The 19,746-nt window shown below is 38.3% G+C and carries 14 protein-coding genes; 3 read left to right on the forward strand and 11 right to left on the reverse strand.

What is annotated here, in order from left to right; genetic code table 11:
• Positions 1-105: 105 nt before the first annotated feature.
• The 6 genes from ABE34_RS10200 to ABE34_RS10225 all read right to left on the reverse strand — a co-directional run bounded on the left by ABE34_RS10200 (position 106) and on the right by ABE34_RS10225 (position 11,658).
• Positions 106-867 carry a TerC family protein gene (locus tag ABE34_RS10200; protein WP_197142253.1) on the reverse strand — a complete coding sequence of 254 codons (762 nt, stop codon included), beginning with the start codon at positions 865-867 and terminating at the stop codon, positions 106-108.
• Positions 868-1,570: 703 nt separating this feature from the next.
• A complete protein-coding gene (locus tag ABE34_RS10205) occupies positions 1,571-2,656 on the reverse strand; it encodes an SDR family oxidoreductase (RefSeq protein ID WP_197142254.1) in 1,086 nt (361 codons plus the stop codon).
• Positions 2,657-2,674: 18 nt separating this feature from the next.
• On the reverse strand, positions 2,675-5,728 hold the full coding sequence (locus ABE34_RS10210) for an efflux RND transporter permease subunit (protein ID WP_197142286.1): 3,054 nt from the start codon (positions 5,726-5,728) through the stop codon (positions 2,675-2,677).
• Between the two features lie 700 nt (positions 5,729-6,428).
• Positions 6,429-8,006, reverse strand: coding sequence for a peptide chain release factor 3 (locus ABE34_RS10215; RefSeq protein ID WP_197142255.1), 1,578 nt, complete (start codon positions 8,004-8,006; stop codon positions 6,429-6,431).
• Between the two features lie 288 nt (positions 8,007-8,294).
• Positions 8,295-9,761, reverse strand: coding sequence for a UDP-N-acetylmuramoyl-L-alanyl-D-glutamate--2,6-diaminopimelate ligase (locus ABE34_RS10220; protein WP_079559627.1), 1,467 nt, complete (start codon positions 9,759-9,761; stop codon positions 8,295-8,297).
• Positions 9,762-10,269: 508 nt separating this feature from the next.
• The gene (locus ABE34_RS10225) at positions 10,270-11,658 is read right to left on the reverse strand and encodes an aldehyde dehydrogenase (RefSeq protein WP_197142256.1); all 1,389 of its coding nucleotides are present in this window, start codon (positions 11,656-11,658) and stop codon (positions 10,270-10,272) included.
• A gap of 208 nt (positions 11,659-11,866) precedes the next feature.
• Here ABE34_RS10225 and ABE34_RS10230 point away from each other — a divergent pair, with 208 nt between their 5' ends.
• Positions 11,867-12,022 (forward strand): hypothetical protein, encoded by a 156-nt coding sequence (locus ABE34_RS10230; protein ID WP_197142257.1) that lies wholly within the window; start codon positions 11,867-11,869, stop codon positions 12,020-12,022.
• Positions 12,023-12,170: 148 nt separating this feature from the next.
• On the opposite strand, the gene ssuE is transcribed toward ABE34_RS10230, so the two are convergent.
• From ssuE to ABE34_RS10245, 3 genes are read right to left on the reverse strand one after another with little or no spacing between them, the layout of a single operon-like run.
• On the reverse strand, positions 12,171-12,704 hold the full coding sequence (gene ssuE / locus ABE34_RS10235) for an NADPH-dependent FMN reductase (protein WP_197142258.1): 534 nt from the start codon (positions 12,702-12,704) through the stop codon (positions 12,171-12,173).
• A gap of 26 nt (positions 12,705-12,730) precedes the next feature.
• Positions 12,731-13,690 carry an ATP-grasp domain-containing protein gene (locus ABE34_RS10240; protein WP_197142259.1) on the reverse strand — a complete coding sequence of 320 codons (960 nt, stop codon included), beginning with the start codon at positions 13,688-13,690 and terminating at the stop codon, positions 12,731-12,733.
• 11 nt (positions 13,691-13,701) lie between these two features.
• Positions 13,702-14,748, reverse strand: coding sequence for an LLM class flavin-dependent oxidoreductase (locus ABE34_RS10245; RefSeq protein ID WP_197142260.1), 1,047 nt, complete (start codon positions 14,746-14,748; stop codon positions 13,702-13,704).
• A gap of 364 nt (positions 14,749-15,112) precedes the next feature.
• Between ABE34_RS10245 and ABE34_RS25420 the strand changes: the two genes are divergently transcribed.
• On the forward strand, positions 15,113-15,241 hold the full coding sequence (locus ABE34_RS25420) for a hypothetical protein (RefSeq protein WP_276569490.1): 129 nt from the start codon (positions 15,113-15,115) through the stop codon (positions 15,239-15,241).
• A 211-nt stretch (positions 15,242-15,452) separates the two neighbouring features.
• Here ABE34_RS25420 and lpdA read toward each other — a convergent pair whose 3' ends face one another.
• Positions 15,453-16,790: a dihydrolipoyl dehydrogenase gene (gene lpdA / locus ABE34_RS10250; protein ID WP_197142262.1), complete on the reverse strand. Its 1,338-nt coding sequence runs from the start codon at positions 16,788-16,790 to the stop codon at positions 15,453-15,455.
• Between the two features lie 122 nt (positions 16,791-16,912).
• Between lpdA and ABE34_RS10255 the strand changes: the two genes are divergently transcribed.
• Positions 16,913-17,461 (forward strand): hypothetical protein, encoded by a 549-nt coding sequence (locus ABE34_RS10255; RefSeq protein WP_197142264.1) that lies wholly within the window; start codon positions 16,913-16,915, stop codon positions 17,459-17,461.
• A gap of 183 nt (positions 17,462-17,644) precedes the next feature.
• Here the strand turns inward: ABE34_RS10255 and ABE34_RS10260 are convergent, their stop codons facing one another.
• Positions 17,645-19,726, reverse strand: coding sequence for a catalase (locus tag ABE34_RS10260; protein WP_197142266.1), 2,082 nt, complete (start codon positions 19,724-19,726; stop codon positions 17,645-17,647).
• Between the last annotated feature and the right edge of the window lie 20 nt (positions 19,727-19,746).

Below are 19,746 nucleotides of genomic sequence, written 5' to 3' on the forward strand. Positions count from 1 at the left end.
TTGACAACCCCTTCCTAATATGATGCCAAACTCGATAGATATTAGTATAGGAAAAATACTTAAAAAAAGAAAGAGGAATAGCTACGACTATCCCTCTAAATGATATTAAGCTTTATTTTTAAAACGAACTCCTACTAAATAACCTACTAATGCGATGCCCACTAATACGATCCAGAAAGTTAACTCCCACACAGTTGAATGTGGAAATTCTGCAGGTAAAATACCCACCTTTTCATGTGACAAAGTCAACACAACAAGCTTCACACCTACCCAACCTACAATTAAAAACGCAGCTGTTTCAAGTGAAGGATAGTCATTTAATATTTTCACAAACCATTGTGCCGCAAATCGCATCATGATCACTCCGATAAACCCACCAAGTAACATGACAATGAATTGTCCACCATTGATGCCACCAATATCAAAGCTTCCTACCTTTGGTAAAGTAACAGCAATGGCAACTGCAGCAAGCATAGAATCAATAGCAAATGCAATATCCGCGGCCTCTACCTTAAGCACCGTCATCCAAAAACCAGAGCCCTTTTTCCCCTCTTTTTCACTAGACTCTTCATCTGAATCCTTTTTATGGCGCAAATCATATATATTTTTGGCGGACATGAATAATAAATAAGCTGCTCCCAATGCTTGAATTTGCCAATAATTCACTAATACTGTAATGACAAAAAGTGCTGAGAAACGGAAAATTAATGCACCGAATAATCCATAAAATAGTGCCTTTTTTTGTTGCTCATGTGGTAAATGCTTCACCATCACAGCCATTACTACTGCATTATCTGCTGCTAATAACCCTTCTAATACTACAAGTACAATAAGTACCCAACCGTATTCTAATATAATTGATTCCATTCATGTGCCTCCTCTAAAGCTCTGTATACCCAAATCAGTTTTTACTATATGAATACAAAAGTAAAGACCTCTGCCCCTATAAAAAGGCAAAGGTCTCGCTAAGCAAATAAATATCTGACAATTCATCAGTACCTCTCTATTACTAGTGGAATGAATACCGCAAGCATAGAATTAATCGCTTATCACACCCGATGGTAAAAACCATGTCATGACGAATGTAATCCAGATACATCGCTCGTATCTGTTAGCTACTCCCCTTTGACAAAACGTCGAAGGTTCTTCTTCTTTAAACTCATTATAGCACTATCATATATGAGTGGCAAAATTATTCTACCCTACTATCTAATAGAAGGCTCTAATTTCCGCTACGGGCTACTCGCTTTGTTGCTGCCGCTACGCTTTCTGGCAGAGCAAGGCCTCCTGCGGGTGAGCGTCGAGCCATTTCTTTCGCTATAGGAACGAAGAGTGCGTCACATCCTGTGACAATGTCTTCGTGACCAACATCGTGTTGGCCTCAGGGTCTCGTCTGTCTCGCTTTCCAGCGGGAGTCAAGTGGCCCTACGCTACTATCAGTTAAAATGGGCATACATTAGCAAAATATAAACAAAAAATGCTTTTATCAATTAATAGCCAACCTATATTTCCCAACAAACATACCTGTAGCCGATTGCATCAACCCCAATTAGTGTACTACTACTCGAAGTCACTTTATTTGAATTTGATAGCTTTTATCCTCTTTATGCGCCAAATAAAATTCAATCATTCTTGGCATAGTTTGTATAAAGTCGGGGCATGTAATATTACCTTTTTTCAAAATAGACACTGCTTCCGACGTATCAAATTTAGCATCCCAAGTTAAATAATCTAAAGTTTCTTGCTCAACACCTAGATTTTTTCGAAGAAGTGGGACTTGTAAAGATAGTCTTGCTAGTGTTAGCGGTAATCGCCCCTTAGGATAATGGTTCGTTAATAATTTAACCATCGTCCGATACACTTCCTGCACGGGATGCGGATTTGGGTCCGTTAGATGTAAAGTTTTACCTTCAGCACATTTTTCATCAACTAGATAAGTCGAAGCGTTTATAATGTAATCCACTGGCACTACATTTATTGTTGATTTCGATTGACCAATGTACGGAATAAAAGGTAGGCATTTTAATTTATCTACCATATTTAAAAAGAAATATGGCCCATCGAATTTAATCGTTTTTCCTGTTTCGGAATGTCCGCGTACGATACCAGGTCGAATAATCGTCAGTGGTATTTCAGATTTCAAATCGTCTACTCGATGCTCCGCTTCATATTTTGTTTCCTCATAATGGTTTTTAAATGCAGGCGGGCGAATTAATTCATTTTCTCTCAAAATACCTTCACGTATCCCTGCGACATACGCTGTACTGAAATACATATAGCGTCTTACGTTCGGAAGTGTGCGAACAAAATCATTGACCATAGTCGTACCATGCACATTTACCTTCCATGCGATGTCGCGTGGTACGGCTAAATCATAAATGGCAGCTAGATGCCAGAGCACCTCTATTTGAGGTGTAATTTCCTGCACAGCTTGGTCTTCTAGGCCAAGATTCGGTAATGTAATATCTCCCTCTACAATACGAATAGAACAGTTAGGAAACTCTGCTAAAATATGTTCTCTTGCTAAATTCGCTTTTATTAACTCACCAGCTAAAACAATGGCGATGACTTCATGTGATTGATTTTTTCGAAATAACTCTCGTATTAATTGACTTGAAATAAAACCCGGAAAGCCTGTAAAAAAATGAACCCCCATCTCTCATCCCCCCTGAACTTACCGCATCTTCCTAGTTTTTTTATCCATTAAGCTATATACGATTGGTACAATATATAAAGTCAATAAAGTGGATGTCACAAGCCCTCCGATTACGACAATTCCCATCGGTTTATTCATCTCTGTTCCTTCACCGATGCCAAGAGCAAGTGGTAGCAATCCTAAAATCGTTGTTAGTGCCGTCATTAAAATTGGTCGAAGTCGATCTTGTGTAGCAAGTACAATCGCCTCATACGTCGCCATTCCTCTAGCTTTTTGTTGATTAATGTAATCTACAAGGACAATTCCGTTATTCACGACAATCCCAACTAATATTAAGATGCCTATAACAGATGTAACACCAATTAGCGTGTTCGTAGCAAACATAGCAATAGCAACACCAATAATCATTAAAGGTACTGTGAACATGATAACGAATGGATATTTAAAAGATTCAAACTGTGCGGCCATCACGATATATACAAGTACGACCGCTAACGCAACTGCTAAAAGCATATCATTAATCGCACTATCATAAAGCTCACGATCTCCACTAAAGACAACTTGAGTTTCAGTTGGTAAATCGGCTTTTTCCAATGCTTTGTCCACTTTAGCTGAGATGCCACCTAGCGATTCCTTCGTTTTATATTCTACAAAAAATGCAACAGCAGCAGCCTGATCAGAACGTCTTATCGATACTGGCCCTTCTTGTACAGAAACAGTTGCAATGTCCTCTAGTTTTACAAATAAACCTGCAGGTGAACGTAGCTGCATCGATTTTAATGACTCGATACTATCATTAAACACTTGTCCAAAGCCTGTATAAACAGGCAATACAGCACCATCCTCTGCCATTAATTGCGTAGTTAGCTGACCCTTCGTCATTTGATTGACCGTTTGAGCAATTTGTGCAGGTACAAATCCGTAGTCCTTCGCCTTTTCACGGTCTACTTCGACTTGAATTTCTTTTACAGTGATATCTAAATCCGTAGATACTTTTGTGATAGCATTTTCCTTTGACAGCTCCTGCTGCACTTTATAAACAAAGCTATGGAGTCTTCGCTCATCAGAGTCAGTTAACCTAAACGTTAATGTATTTGGTGACGAACCTGTTGTCGTTGAAACATTGAAGTTGATTTCAACTTGCTCCCCTAGCTTAGCATGCAAATCTTTTTCAACCTCTTCTACAAATTCAAAAATCGAACGATCCCTATCTGCTAAAGGGACAAGCTTTACATAAAGCTCAGCTTGGTTTGCGCTTGTTTGTCCCCGAGCTTGTGCTTGCTGTGTACCACCGATTAAGCTAACATATACGTCAACATCTTTCTCCTGTTTCAAACGTTCCTCAATTTTCGCAACAACTTTTTCTGTTTCTGATACCGCTACCCCTTTTTCAAGATTTACACTAATGGACGCAAACCCTTCATCGGTTGGCGGTAAAAACTCTGTGCCAATTTTCATAAGCCCAAACAAGGCAAGTCCAAAACAGACAACTGCTGAGATTAGTACAAGCATACGGTGACGCAACACCCAAATAATTGATGTTTTGTAGCTCTTGTAAAAGGATGATTCATTTCGTTTTTCATAAACATTTATTGATTTCATTTTTAAAAGACGACTTGCAAGCATTGGGACAACCGTTAACGCAACGACTAAAGAAGCAATTAAGCTAAAGGAAATAGTTAATGCAAATTCTGTGAAAATTTGCCCTATTAATCCTTTAATAAACATCACAGGAATGAATACAGCAATTGTTGTGAGCGTGGACGCCGTAATCGCAAGTGCCACTTCCTTTGTCCCATCCTTAGCTGCTACGATAGGGTCCTTGCCAAGTCCTAAATGTCGTTCAATGTTTTCTATAACAACGATAGCATTATCAACAAGCATACCGATGCCAAGTGCTAACGCTCCTAATGTCATAATATTGAGTGAAAAGTTGGCGAAAAACATTAAAACAAATGTAACAATAACCGAATATGGAATCGCAATTCCAATAATAATAGGGCTTTTAACACTTCGTAGAAAAACGAATAACACGAACATTGCGAATAATCCACCTAATAGTAGAGAAGTTCCGATATTGTTAATTGCTAAATCTACGTAATTCCCTTGGTCCACTAGCACGTCTGCGACGATTCCTTCATATTGCTTCTTCGTTAATAATTCATTTAAAGCCTTTTTAAAAGCTTTGGATACTTCTGCCGTGTTAGCGCCTGATTCCTGTAATACAGACATTAATACTGCAGGATGCTCATTTGCACGTGTCGTAGTTATAGATTTTTGCTCCGTGCGTTCAACAGTTGCTACTTCTCCAACTGTTAATGCTTTACCATCTAGTGGATTTACTGAAATAATTAAATCTGCAATGCTTTCAGGTGAATTTAATGTACTTAAAATACGAGTTGTTAACATCTTTCCATCTGCTGTTAATACGGGTTCACCAGGAAGGGAAACATTGTTCGATTGAATAATTTGAATAACATCTGCTTGCGTCAATCCTTTTTCAACTAACTTCGATTCATCTAAAGTTATTTGAACTTCTTCGACTAGTTTACCGGAAATATTTACACTCGCGACACCAGCCGTTCGACGAAGTTCCTTTTCCAAGGCTTCTGCCAGTAAACGCACATCTACATGGTCATTTTCCGCCCGTAGTGAAAGTTGTATGATAGGAAACTGAGATGGATCAAATTTTAAAAAGCTAGGTTTCTCAGCATCATTCGGTAAAGGGGTCATATCGATGCGTTGTAAAATATCGAGCTGAGCATCTTCAATATTGGTTGACCAATCAAATTCGAGAACAATTAAATTGGATCCTTCTTGAGAGGTAGACTGTAGTTTTTTAATCCCTGGTAAGGTGGCAAGCGTTGTCTCTAAGGGCTTTGTTATCTTCTCGTTAACCTCTGTCGGACTTGCACCAGGGTAAGAAGTAACAACGATGCCTATTGGTGGACGTAATTCTGGAATAAGCGTAATAGGTATTTTTAATAATGAAACGCCGCCTAAAATAATGACCAATATCATTGTAACCATTGTAAAAACAGGCTTTTTAATACAAAAATTACTAATGTTCACTTGTACAAGCTCCTTTTCCATCTCTTCCCTTCTATAATACCCGAAAAGCTGAATAAATTATAAATTGGGTAACTCCTCCATTTATTATAGGTTTAATTTATAGCACAACGTCAAAATTAGGAGATGCAATTTGTTAAAACGTATACTTTATTTAAGTTGATTGGAGTGGAGACTGGTCGACTCCTCGGGGATTAGCGTCACAGATGAGACCCTGGAGCGCAGCGAAGCGGCTCATCGGCCGCCCCCAGGAAAGCGCCCAGTCGGAACGGAAATCAACCACACATTATGATGCCGAACCTTATATTTCCTAATACTGTATATATTCTACATATCGCTCCAATTTTCCTTGTAAAAAAACACGAATCGCAACATGTCGATTCGTGTTTTTTAATGTAATTAAGGTATCATATAAAAAGTACGCCTCTTTGGCAAAATGAAGCAGTGGCAATAACAGTTATACAATTTGCTTAACTGTTATAAGTCCATTCTGAGGAGTAACCACTGCGTTCACTTTTGCAATACATAAATTTTATAAAAGTTCTACGCTATTGCTGATTGGAGTGGAAGGCTACTCGACTCCCGTGGGAAAGCGAGACAGACGAGACCCTGCACGGAGCGCAAGCGGAGGAAGCGGCTCGACGCTCGCCCACAGGAAAGCGAGTAGCCTGGAACGGAAATCATCCTGACAATTTTGTTTAAATTATAAAAGGCTATACAATTTAATGTTTTCGTTTTTATCAGCAAACCAACGCATAGCAAATTCATTTTCAAATAAGAAAACAAGATTATCAAATCGGTCTTTTACAAGCATTGAACGACCTGAAGACATTGATTCTTTAACATCCTCTTCGTTTTCAATCCATCTTGCAATTTTCGAACCAATTGGCTCCATTTTCACTTCAACATTATATTCATTTTTCATACGATGCTCAAAAACTTCAAATTGTAATTGACCAACTGCTCCAAGAATAACTTCTTCTGTATGCAATGTTTTATAATATTGAATGGCGCCTTCTTGCACTAATTGTAAAATCCCTTTATGGAATTGCTTAGATTTCATTACATTTTTCGCAGTTACACGAACAAATAGCTCTGGAGTGAACTGTGGTAGTTTTTCAAATTGGAATGTCTTTTTACCACCTACGACTGTGTCGCCAATCTGATAAGTACCTGTATCATATAAACCGATAATATCACCAGCTACTGCTTCATCTACTGTTTCACGGTCATCCGCAAGGAATTGTGTTGATTGTGTCACTTTGAATGATTTACCTGTACGAGATAAAGTCATGTTCATGCCACGTTCAAATTTACCCGATACGATACGCACAAAGGCAATACGGTCACGGTGTGCAGGGTTCATATTCGCTTGAATTTTGAAAATGAAGCCTGAAAACTCCTCATGCTCAACTGGATCAATAAATAGTTCATTCTCAGTAATACGAGGCTGTGGTGTCGGTGCAAATTGTAAATATGTTTCAAGGAATGTTTGTACACCGAAATTTGTTAAAGCAGAACCAAAGAAAACAGGTGTTAATTCACCACGACGAATTTTTTCTTCTGAGTACTCATTACCCGCTTCATCAAGCAACATAATGTCGTCCATTGCTTGTGAATAATAAGAAGTCACCTTCATCGGATTCTCAACTGCAAGTTCCCCATTTTCATCAATTGGCAAGAAACGCTCTGCTTCATCAGAACGGAATTGTTCGATACGTTTATTATAACGATCATAAATACCTAAAAACTCTTTACCCATACCGATCGGCCAGTTCATTGGGTAAGCGTTAATGCCCAATACCTCCTCAAGCTCTTCAATCAGCTCAAGTGGCTCCTTCCCTTGACGGTCAAGTTTATTAATAAACGTAAAAATTGGAATACCACGCATTTTACAAACTTTGAACAGCTTTAAAGTTTGTGCTTCAATACCTTTGGCAGCATCTACGACCATGACAGCACTATCCACCGCCATTAGTGTACGATACGTATCCTCCGAGAAATCTTGGTGACCTGGAGTATCCAAAATATTGACACGTGATCCATTATAATCGAATTGCATAACTGAAGAAGTTACAGAAATCCCACGTTGCTTTTCAATCTCCATCCAGTCAGATGTTGCAAACTTACCTGATTTCTTTCCTTTTACCGTACCGGCATCACGAATCGCACCACCAAATAGTAAAAGCTTTTCTGTAATCGTCGTTTTCCCAGCATCAGGGTGACTGATAATGGCAAAAGTTCGACGTGATAATATATCTTTTTCTAAATTTGAATTCATCTCGTCATTCTCCTTTTTTCATACTTACTAATAATAAAAGAAGACTTGCCTTTCTTACAACCTTTTTACATGAATTCCCCAAAGAATACTTAGCTAGGTCCAATGTAGATAGTTCCTCAAACACTCCGATGATGATTATTTTCTTTCCATACATTCACCTTCATGTTAGCCCAAAAAGAAAACCCCTTAGACTAAAAGGGGTTTCTAAGTATGGTGAACTTATCGCATGGCTACATGCATTACGTTCACACTATCATACACTCTAAAATCCTAATTGGAGATCATATATTATACAAATTTTAATTGGCCAGCTTCTATTGCAATATCCGCATCACTATGTGGATATTTAGTATTCTCAATAATTTGATAATCTTCATGTCCTTTACCAGCGAAAATAATGATATCTCCTGGTTCAGCAACCTCAATCGCATGGCGCACGGCTTCAGCGCGGTCTCCTATACATGCATAATTTTCATGTAACATCCCTTTGGCAAGATCACCTGTAATACTATCGTACTCTTCATAGCGCGGGTCATCTGTCGTTAAAATAACATAATCAGCGGCTGATGCCTTTTCTGCCATTGTTGGACGTTTCGATTTATCACGATTGCCGCCTGTGCCAACTAAGAAAATAAGCTTACCTTTTTTATATGGTTGAGCTGAAGAAATCGCCTTTTCAATTGCATCAGGTGTATGTGCATAATCAATAAACATCTGCACCGGTAAATCTGAGCAAACTTTCTCCATACGTCCCTTTACTGGTGGTATTTGCTCAATTTGCTCAATAATTGTTTCAATTGAATAACCACGTCCATAAAAAGCTACCATAGCGGCAAGTACATTGTATATATTAAATTCCCCAAGTAAATGCATTTTCACACGGTATATTCCCTCTGGCGTTTCAACGTCAAAAGAAGTCATGAAATCATGATACTCACAGTTAATAGCTCGGAAATCAGCTGTTTCATTGTTCAAACCATATGTCCATACTGGGAATGGTGTCATCGCTGCATAGCGTTCTGACCAAGCATCATCAGCATTTAATACGACAAATTTATTCTTTTCTAAGTCTTGTCCTAGTTGAGAGAATAATAAGCCTTTCGCATGGCCATATTCCTCCATCGTTCCATGGAAATCAAGATGGTCATGTGTAAGATTTGTAAAAATAGCTACATCATATTCTACGCCAGCTAGACGTCCAAGTGCTAAACCGTGTGAAGATACCTCCATAGTCATTAATCGGCAGCCTTCCATTTTTGCACGGAAAATCATTTGTTGAGTCGATAATGCATCGCTTGTAGTATTGGCTGATTCATATAAAATACCATTTAAATTAAAGCCGATTGTCCCTGATAGCGCGGATTTCTCGCCCATACCATGCATGATGTTTTGAATAATACCTGTTACTGATGTTTTTCCATTTGTTCCGGTTACACCAATCATCGCCATATCTTTTGATGGATAGTCAAAAAACTTTGCAGCTAACAAGCCAACTGCTCGATCCGTATCTTTCACGATGACTTGCGCAATCGTTTCTTCTAATGGTAACTGTCGTTCTGTCACAACAATTGTTGCGCCACCTTCAACAGCTTTCTGTGCATATTCATGACCATCTACCGTATAACCTTTAATACAAACAAACATACTATTTGGTTGCACACTACGTGAATCAATTACTATATCAGTCACTTGATCAGGTAGCACTCCAATTATTTTTTTCAAAGGTAATGCATTCAACAATTCCTCTGCATACATTTCATAGTCCTCCATTCAATCTCTACATTCATCTCATCATTTGTTGTTTATTCGACAATAAATGACAAGATGAGTCCCCCACAATCTATTGAATTTATTTTACTACTTATTCGCCCATAAAGAAAATGCTTGTTAGGACGTTTTTCCGATGAAAACGCTATCATTTTAATATATCTTTAATATTTCAATAAAATTTCGCCCATCACCATCGCGTGGGATTGATTTCCATCCAACTGAGCGTCTACTCGGCACATCCGATGACCTATTTGAAGCAACGCGCAGTTGCACCATCTAGCTAGTCAAAAGACCATTATCAGTTGCTTTTAGCCGTCGTTCCTTTTCTGCACTCTTTAACAGTTTTCAACCCGTGTCTCCCCTCAACAGTTATATAAGGCTTGAAAGCTCGAAATGTACTTACTTTATAAAAAACGACATTTATCGACAACTAACATTGTCCCTAAAAAAAGTGAGGTGTCAAGAATCTTTAGTGATTCGACACCTCCTTTTACTATTTCATTATAGTTCTCACAAGCTTAACCTTTTGTTTATAAGGGGGAAAGAGAACATTTGTCTCTAACTTAGAAGATTTTTTTAATATTGATTTTGGATGTGTAAAGTTCTCAAAACTTGCCTTCCCATGGTAGGCTTTTACCCCTGATGACCCGACACCACCAAATGGCAAATGTAAATTCCCAACATGTGTAATCGTATCATTTATACACCCGCCACCAAATGGTAATTCCTCTAAAAAGTACTGGATAGCTTTCTCATGCTCGGAGAAAAAATACGCCGCTAAAGGCTTTGGTAACTGACGAATTTGGTGAATGGCTAGCGGTAAATCATCATACATCATCACAGGTAAAATTGGACCAAATAGTTCATCCTGCATCGAAGGACTTGACCATTTCACATATTCAATAATGGTAGGCTCCATATACAAATCATCACGATCTGTTCTACCACCAAATGTGATGGCATCACGTTCTTCTACAATAATTTGTTGTAAGCGATCAAATTGTCTTAGATTGACAATACGGCCGTAGTCAGGGCTTTTTATTGCGTTTTTCCCATAGAAAGAACGAATAGTTGCTTTCAATATTTTCATAAATCGGTCATAAACTTCTTTATGGACAAGGACATAGTCTGGTGCTACACAAGTTTGTCCAGTATTTGTGAATTTCCCCCATGCAATTCTTTTTGCCGCTACTTCTAAATTGGCTGTTTGATCGACAATTGCAGGACTTTTCCCGCCAAGTTCGAGGGCAATTGGTGTTAATCGTTCTGCCGCTGCCTTTGCAACAACTTTGCCGACTGCCACACTTCCTGTAAAAAATATATAGTCAAAGGATGCATGAATAAGTGCCGTCACTTCATCTTTCTCTCCTTCTACAACACGCACGTATGAAGGATTAAACGTTTCTTCAATTATCTTTTTAACGATTGCTGCTGTATGCACAGATGTTTCTGATGGTTTTACAATAGCCGTATTACCACCAACAATTGCACCGATTAATGGCTCCATAACAAGTTGAAATGGATAATTAAAAGGACCAATGATTAATGTTACGCCAAATGGTTCTCTTACAATAAAGCTTTTTCCCACCTGGTATTGAATCGGTGTTTTTACAGCTTCAGGTTTCATCCACTCTTCAACATGCTTTACCATATAAGAAATACTATCTAAAACAATGCCAATTTCTGTTGCATATGCCTCAAACTCACTCTTACGTAAATCTAAATATAGAGCATTCAAAATTTCTTTTTCATATTTTAAAATCGTTTTCTTCAGTTTTAGTAATTGCTCTTTTCGAAATTTTGTACTCTTCGTTGCTCGAGAAAAATAAAATTGACGTTGCTCTGTAATCATATTTTCTACATCTTGTGTCGTAAAATTCATAATAAAAGCACCCCTTTTTTTAAAATGGCATACATAGTTTTTTCATTTCGAAACAAACTATCTTTGTCTATACGATACAACATTAACAACCAAAATTCCTCTTTCTAAATAGGGGATGTGTAAAGAATATGTCTGAACTGTAGACGGTTTTGTGATTTCGAGAAATTTACAACTACATATCGGAAAATTGAAACGGGGGCGTAGATGAATGACAATAACAACAGGAACTTGGTGGGAGTCCATTTTTTCTGGACCATTGGCGCACGGTATTTGTGAAGAAAAAATATTGCTATTGCAAGATGAGGCTTTCTTATATCTCACTACAACACCGATTGAGAAAAAAGAAGAACCTGAAGCTAATTAAAAATAGCGCATTATAGGAGGTGGTTATTTCCTATAATGCGCTATTTTGTACTTCATGTCTCATCACCAAAAGTTGTTGATGTCTTTATGAATTCATTGAAGATTTATCGGAACAACTTTAGCTTTTATCGGAATACAAGGGCGACTCCTCAGTTTACCAATACAATTTGCTGTAATTGTTTTAATTCTACATCAAGTCGGTTAATTGCTTCTTCCTCGATGGCAAAGCTTCCATCTTCAAGCCGAATAATTTGTTTATCAACAATATAGACAGAATGCGCAATATTTGTTGCCCCTAATACAGCTAATATTGGTTTTAATGCATATTCTAATGCGAGTAAATGTCCTATAGAGCCACCTACAGCAATTGGTAAGATAATTTTCCCTTGCAATGCTTTTTGCGGCAGTAAGTCCAAATAAGTTTTAAGTATTCCTGAATATGATGCTTTATAAATAGGCGTCAAAAGCACGATAATATCTGCTTCTTCAACTTGTTTATTTTCTGAAGTGATGGCCTCACTTGCAAAATTAGCCGTAATTAAGTCCTCAGCTGGCAGTTCATGTACGTAATTTGTGTGTACTGCTATTCCTTGTACCTTTAAAGAGTTTTCCACCTTATCATGAATAGCTGTCACGCGTGAATTTCTCGAATTACTACCATTAATAATAACTGCTTTTATCAAATTAACCACTCCCCTTTACATAGTCCTTACGAAAATTGCAATGTCTTTTCATATTGACGTAATGTATCCCCTAAGTATTTGGCCACAGCTAACATGCCATATTTTCCTACAGCTTTTTCAGCTTCTGCATTATAGTTTGTGTTAGTATTTACGTCATATGTAAAAATATTACCTTCTTCATCGATAATCGACTCAATCCCTGCGACACTTACTTTATTTTTCCCTAAAAATTCTTCATATCGCCCTATAAGCTCCTCTGAAAAACTGTCTATAATTTGAAATTTTGATTTCATAGTTGCTGTTTCACCTACTGGGCAAAATTGATCCACTATTTGACAGCTATCAGCAGGACAAAGTTCAAATCCTTCTGATGTATCTACACGAACTGCATATAAAAATTTACCACTAACAAATTCACATCGCGTAATATAAGAATCTGGGGATTTTATATATTGTTGAATAAGTGTAATACCATCTATAGGCGATTCAAAAGTATCACTATTTACATATGCTTCTAACGCTTCAACTGAATGAAACAGTTGTACCCCAAGCCCTTTTCCTGCTCGATTATGCTTCGTAATAAATGGTGTTGTACCAATTGTTCTTGCCGCTTCTATTAGCTGCGATTTACCAACTGTCGCAATTGTTTTAGGTGTTTGAATGCCAACAGCTTCAAGTGCACAATATTGGTTGACCTTACTTACTTCTAATCTTAAGGCACGGCTTCCATTAATAACTGGACGGCCATGATACTCTAGCCAGGCGAGCACTGCCTCCGTTAGTTCAGGTGCAAATGTATGCCCCCTCGTATGTGATGAAGCACTCATACGACTATAAAAAATTCCTTGTGGTGGCTCTTTTGATAGGTCGATCAACCCTTTCGCCAAATGCCAAACCTCATAGGGTAAGTTTAGTTCCTCTAAACGATTTGTTAAATGAATTGTCCACTCATCATTTTCATGAATAACATAAATTTTCGCAGTCATAGTATCGCTCCTTACTGAATGATGGCTGATTTTGTTTTCACTAAAGGCATAACATCTCTTGCAAAACGTTCCATTTCCTCTAGATGTGGAGAGAATTGAAGGAGCAAGAGATTTACACCAACTTCTTCATAAGCTAAAATGCGCTCAGCCACTTGCTGAGGTGTGCCTACTAAATTTGGTCTTAGCCCTCTGTTTGAAACTGAATAATCTTGTAGTGTAATTTGTTGCTCTAACTTTGATTTACTAGTGAAGTCATTAAAGCCTGCATACCCTGCCGCATCCTCTACATTGGTAATTCGGGCTAGTTCAGCAAGTGCTTCTTCTTCTGAATCACGTACAATGACATATGCAGCCATCCCGAAAGTTTCGAACGGTCCTTTTCCAATTGCTTTTCGACGGTCAAGCATTTCCTTAATTTTAGCCCCGATTTCCTCTACTGTTCCACCATGCATCACATAGGCGTCACATGATTTTGTAATTGCCTCTTTACCGCGATCACTTTCCCCACCTGCGTAAAGTCTTGGGTATGGTTTTCGAACTGGCTTAGGAGATAAATGTGCATTTTCTATTTTGTAATATTTACCGTCATAACTGAATGTTTCTTCTATCCATAAACCTTTTAAAACCTCAATAAATTCCTCTGTGCGGTCATAACGTTCTCCATGCTCTGTAAAATAACCACCATATTGCTTTGCTTCTTCTTCCCACCAAGCAGAAACTACATTCAAAGTAAAACGACCATTAGCAATTTGATCAATATTTGCGGCTACTTTTGCCATCACCGCTGGATTATGATAGCCTGGCCGAACTGCAGCCAATATTTCAATCTTTTCAGTCACTGCTGCTAAAGCCGCGGCGGTTGACCACGCCTCAAGCACATCAGCATTCATTCCCTTAATATCATTTAAATATAGCTCGGCAATAAGCGTCGCATCAAAGCCAAGTTTTTCTCCTGTTTGAATAACCTGTTTTGCATAATCAAATGTCGCAGGCATATTCTCATTTTCTACATTACGTAACCATCCTCCGAAAATCGGTAACCAAAATCCTAATCTCATTTTCCATCCTCCTTAAGTCCTTATGAATCTTCACATGATAAAGATAAAAAAAAGCTCCTATGTTTTAGTTCGTAGAATATCCGTTACGTAAAAAGAAGCCCTCTAGTTAACTCGAATTTAAAACCAAGTATTCTTATAGAATTAACATAACATAATAAAACACAAAGTCAACAGAATTTTTAGATTGTTCAGATAAGGATAAATTTCGCTATTTGAAGCCTGTACAAATGCTTATTATAATTAGCATAGGAACAAACATTTGGGCAGGCGTTTCTTTATTGAGCAATGACATGGGAGAAACTAGTTTCAAAGAAGGCGTTGAGGCCTTTATGTGCAACCGAATCATTAGGAGAGATGTAATTGTATGAGTAAATTAATGCTATTTGCATGCTCATTAGTTTTATTATTTATTGCTGGGAACGCTTTTTATATTGCTTTTAAAAAGTACGAAGAAGATGATGATTTTTCGGGAGGGGCTGAAACATTCTTTTAATTGATTTGGTATTAGCTGTTGTATTATTAATTTCTGATAAATTCGCTCCCAAGAAGTATCATATTGTTATATTTAAATCGCTCTCCATTTTATTTGGACTAATGATATTAGGCTTTACAAAATTGTTATGGATACTTTACTGAAAAGAAAAAACTACATTCCCCCAACGAGAAGGATAGCCTTCCGCTGATGAATGTAGTATTCGAAATCTTTATTGATGAATAGCTTTACCAAAAATAGCTTTGGTAGCATCCCCTATATGCTCTGATACTGTAGGATGTGGGAAAATCATATTTGCGAGAGTTTTGGCAGTGCCGCCAGCATTTTTAGTAGCTAAAATAGCATTTAACATTTCTGTTGCCCCATCAGCAACAACACAAGCCCCTAAAATACGTCCTTCCTCTTTCGTCGCAATAAGCTTTATAAAGCCCACTGTATTCCCTTCCATTAATGCCTTAGAGTTTGTATGTAAAGGCATTTGAGTAACAGTATAAGGTTCTTTCACCTGCTCTTCCAGCAAACCAAATGTCGCAATTTCAGGATGTGTATAAACACAGCGAGGAATCGAAGTTTGATCAATCAATGCTGGCTTATTCCCTAAAATATGATCCACAACATACATTCCCTCTGCACTCGCTGAATGAGCTAGCTGGTAACCACCTACTAAGTCACCTATCGCATAAATATGTGGCTGACTCGTTTCAAGATGCTCATTGACAGCAATCAAACGACCATCAAATGCTAGACCTAGCTGCTGAGCTATCTGCGTATTTGGACGTCGACCTGTTGCAAACAAAAGATTTTCATATGTATAAATTCCTTTAGAAGTATGAATCTCATTGCCACTAAAATGTTTAAAGTGGAAATCCGTTACAAGCTCAATACCAAGCTTTTTCATCTGTTCACGAATAAGTGGTCGCGCATCTGGCTCTTCCGTCTGTAAAATATCTTCACTATGATTTAACATCGTCACCTTTGTTCCAAGTGGCGCTAAACTAAATGCCATCTCGACTGCAATAACACCACCACCGATAATTGTTAATTGCTTCGGCAGTTCTTCAAGACTAAAAAATGTATCCGTTGTATAGTAGGAAGACGTTTCTAACCCTTCAAATGGTGGTACAAATGGTTTACTTCCAGTTGCTAAAATAACATCCGTAGCTGAAAATTCATCATTATCAACTGTTACAGTCAGGTCACTAGATACTGCCGCTTCTCCTCGATAAAAAGTAATTTGATTGCTCAAAATAAAGCCTTCAATATTTGTTAAAAGCTCGTCAATAATAGCGTCCTTACGTTGCATCAATCGTGGAAAATTCACGTTTACTATAGGAGTTTCAATGCCCCAGTCATTACCACGGTTTATTTCTTGAATAAGCTTACTGTGCTCTAACATAATTTTCGAAGGAATACAGCCGACATTATAGCAAGCCCCTCCAACTTTATCGCGCTCTACTAAAGCAACCTTCTTGCCACTTTTTGCCGCATGAATAGCTGCTACATAGCCCCCAGGCCCCGCACCAATAATTGCAATATCAAATTTCCCCACGAAAAATCACCTCATTACCCACCATAGCATTTACAAAATTTGAATGCAATGTCTTAAATGTTACAAGGAATTTAGTAACATTTCATCTACTCCATCGTCAGCTACTGTAAAAGGAGGATTGTATGCCTAAAATATTATTACTGCTGTTTTCTATGCTACTACTAGTTACCGCCTGTCAGGACAAAGACGCATTTAAGCCCCCACCAAGTAAAAACTATTCACAAACGGCTACTACACAACAGGAAGACTTTCTTTATGAACTTTCTATTGCAAAACCTACCTTCACAGATGGAGAACCTATAAAGATAACGGCTAAACTCACATATGTAGGGCAGGCACAAAACGTAACAATTTACCATGGAGGCTCCCCATTTCGATTTAATTTGCAGGAGACGACACGAAATTTTGAAATACCTAGTGCAATGAATACTCCACTAATTACACGTATTCTTGAACGAAATGTGCCCTACGAAGAGTTCTACACGAGCGGTGGCGGTTACGACGAATTTTCCGAACCTAAACTCGTTGAATTTATGAAACAAACAATGAAAGGTCATTTTCCAAAAGGACATTATATCGTAAAAGGAAGTACTGACTTTTACACAGAAGACCCTAATGAACAAAAAACGGAGTACAAACCATCAGCTACAATTGAATTTAACGTGCAATAAGCAAAAAAATCTCTCCTTATTCTTAATAGAACAAGGAGAAATTTTCATTATAAGTTGTGATCATGGTATTCCCTTTGCTTTCGCGGGTATTCACTCTGCTTCCGCGGGTATTCGCTCTGCTTTCGCGGGTATTCACCTTGCTTCCGCGGGTATCCCCCATACCCATAGGCAAAATAATATTAGTTAATAAATATTGCGTTCCCAAAAGCGTTGTTGAGCTATGGCGTTGACAAATTTTTTAGCGAAGTCTTTGTCGCCAGTGGCTAACACAATGCCTGGCCCGACATTGGCATTGGACATATTAAAAAATGTCGTTCCGGTTGTAGCAATACCGATTGGTTTGTAATGTCTATACGCTTCATTGATATAATTGACAATATGAGAATTGAACTTTGCCTGATTTTTTGCTTTTACACCTACAACATACAACGAGTCAAATAGTACCGCATCAGTAGTTATAAATGTGTCAATTGCTGTTAACTGTACGCCATCACTACTAGTAACAACCCCTAATTTGTCGGAAATAATACTGTATCGAACACCCTGTCTTGTTAAAGATTTCAGCATTTCTCCAACTTCATTTGCATCAAATCCATCACCTATAAGCACGCCTACTTTAAGTGTTTGTGGCATTTTTATTGTATTTGCCTGGCTAAGTGCAGGTGATGATAACGTGACATTTACTTGCTCTCCTTTTGGACGATTAACACCAATATTATCGGCCACAGTCGTTGCCATTCCTTTGTCAACACGGACAAACATATCGACAACCTGCTGTCGAACCGATTTACTTTTCACCTTCCCTACCTCAAAACTAAAGGCGTCAATGATATGTTGTTTTTCAGGGGGCGACATACTATTCCAAAACAGCCTTGCCTGGGAGAAATGATCGTCAAACGATTTACTGCGTGCTCGTGTAATACGTCCTTCAACCTTTTCTTCATAATGAACAAAGCCACCTTCCCTTGCCGTTGATGTTGAAGGTGAATTGTTGGCCAAAGAATTTTTATGATAGCTCACTTTACCTACATTAATCGTTTGTCGACTAAAGCCATTGCGCTGATTGTTATGAATTGGGCAAACAGGTCGATTAATCGGTATTTCTGCAAAGTTTGGTCCACCCAGACGAATTAGCTGTGTATCTAAATAAGAAAATAGCCGGCCCTGTAAAAGTGGATCGTTTGTAAAGTCTATGCCGGGCACAACATTTCCTGGATGAAAAGCGACTTGCTCTGTTTCTGCAAAAACATTATCTACATTACGATTCAAGGTCATTTTCCCAATCTTTTTAACTGGTACTATCTCTTCGGGCCAAAGCTTAGTTGCGTCCAAAATATCAAAATCAAATTTAAACTCGTCCTCCGGCTCAAGCATTTGTACACCAAGCTCGTATTCTGGATAATCACCGATCTCAATTGATTCCCATAAATCACGTCGTTGAAAATCCGGATCCTTTCCAGCAATAATTTGCGCTTCATCCCAAACGAGTGAATGTACACCTAACACAGGCTTCCAATGAAATTTCACAAATCTCGACTTTCCTTTGTCATTGACGAAACGGAAAGCATGAACACCGAACCCTTCCATCATTCGAAAACTTCTAGGTATTGCACGATCTGACATATGCCACATAATCATATGCGCAATTTCCTGATTGTTCGCCACAAAATCCCAAAATGTATCGTGTGCCGAGGCTGCTTGTGGCATTTCATTGTGAGGCTCAGGCTTTACCGCATGAATTAAGTCAGGAAACTTAATCGCATCCTGAATAAAAAAGACGGGTATATTATTACCTACTAAATCATAATTGCCTTCATCCGTGTAAAACTTCGTCGCAAAACCACGAACATCACGTGCAGTATCCATCGATCCTAAGCTTCCAACTACAGTTGAAAATCTTACAAATACAGGTGTTTTCTTATTAGGGTCCTGTAAAAAGCCTGCTTTCGTATATTCTTTCATCGATTCGTACAGCTCAAATTCTCCATGTGCCGCAAAACCTCTCGCATGCACTACACGCTCTGGAATACGTTCATGATCAAAATGCGTCATTTTTTCTCGAAAGTGAAAATCCTCCATAATGGTTGGCCCACGAACGCCAGCCTTCAACGAATCCTCATCATTCGAAACTTTTAGCCCCTGATTCGTCGTCATCTTTTTTCCTTCATTATCGACACGAAACTGTTCTAGCTGCTGATCCTTCGCATTCTCATCTAAATTTTTGCCCTGATTCGACTTAGATTTATCCACGCAATCCCCTTTCATTCCAATACTCATAATTCTCA

It is taken from the genome of Lysinibacillus sphaericus, from assembly GCF_015844675.1.
In the GTDB taxonomy this organism is placed as follows: domain Bacteria; phylum Bacillota; class Bacilli; order Bacillales_A; family Planococcaceae; genus Lysinibacillus; species Lysinibacillus sphaericus_E.

Coding starts and splice junctions, on each gene's coding strand:
- ABE34_RS10215 (WP_197142255.1), bottom strand. CDS start 8,006: ATGAATTCAAATTTAGAAAAAGATATATTATCACGTCGAACTTTTGCC.
- ABE34_RS10255 (WP_197142264.1), top strand. CDS start 16,913: ATGCCTAAAATATTATTACTGCTGTTTTCTATGCTACTACTAGTTACC.
- ABE34_RS10260 (WP_197142266.1), bottom strand. CDS start 19,726: ATGAAAGGGGATTGCGTGGATAAATCTAAGTCGAATCAGGGCAAAAAT.
- ABE34_RS10245 (WP_197142260.1), bottom strand. CDS start 14,748: ATGAGATTAGGATTTTGGTTACCGATTTTCGGAGGATGGTTACGTAAT.
- ABE34_RS10225 (WP_197142256.1), bottom strand. CDS start 11,658: ATGAATTTTACGACACAAGATGTAGAAAATATGATTACAGAGCAACGT.
- ABE34_RS25420 (WP_276569490.1), top strand. CDS start 15,113: ATGAGTAAATTAATGCTATTTGCATGCTCATTAGTTTTATTATTTATT.
- ABE34_RS10220 (WP_079559627.1), bottom strand. CDS start 9,761: ATGTATGCAGAGGAATTGTTGAATGCATTACCTTTGAAAAAAATAATT.
- ABE34_RS10230 (WP_197142257.1), top strand. CDS start 11,867: ATGACAATAACAACAGGAACTTGGTGGGAGTCCATTTTTTCTGGACCA.
- ABE34_RS10200 (WP_197142253.1), bottom strand. CDS start 867: ATGGAATCAATTATATTAGAATACGGTTGGGTACTTATTGTACTTGTA.
- ABE34_RS10205 (WP_197142254.1), bottom strand. CDS start 2,656: ATGGGGGTTCATTTTTTTACAGGCTTTCCGGGTTTTATTTCAAGTCAA.
- ABE34_RS10240 (WP_197142259.1), bottom strand. CDS start 13,690: ATGACTGCGAAAATTTATGTTATTCATGAAAATGATGAGTGGACAATT.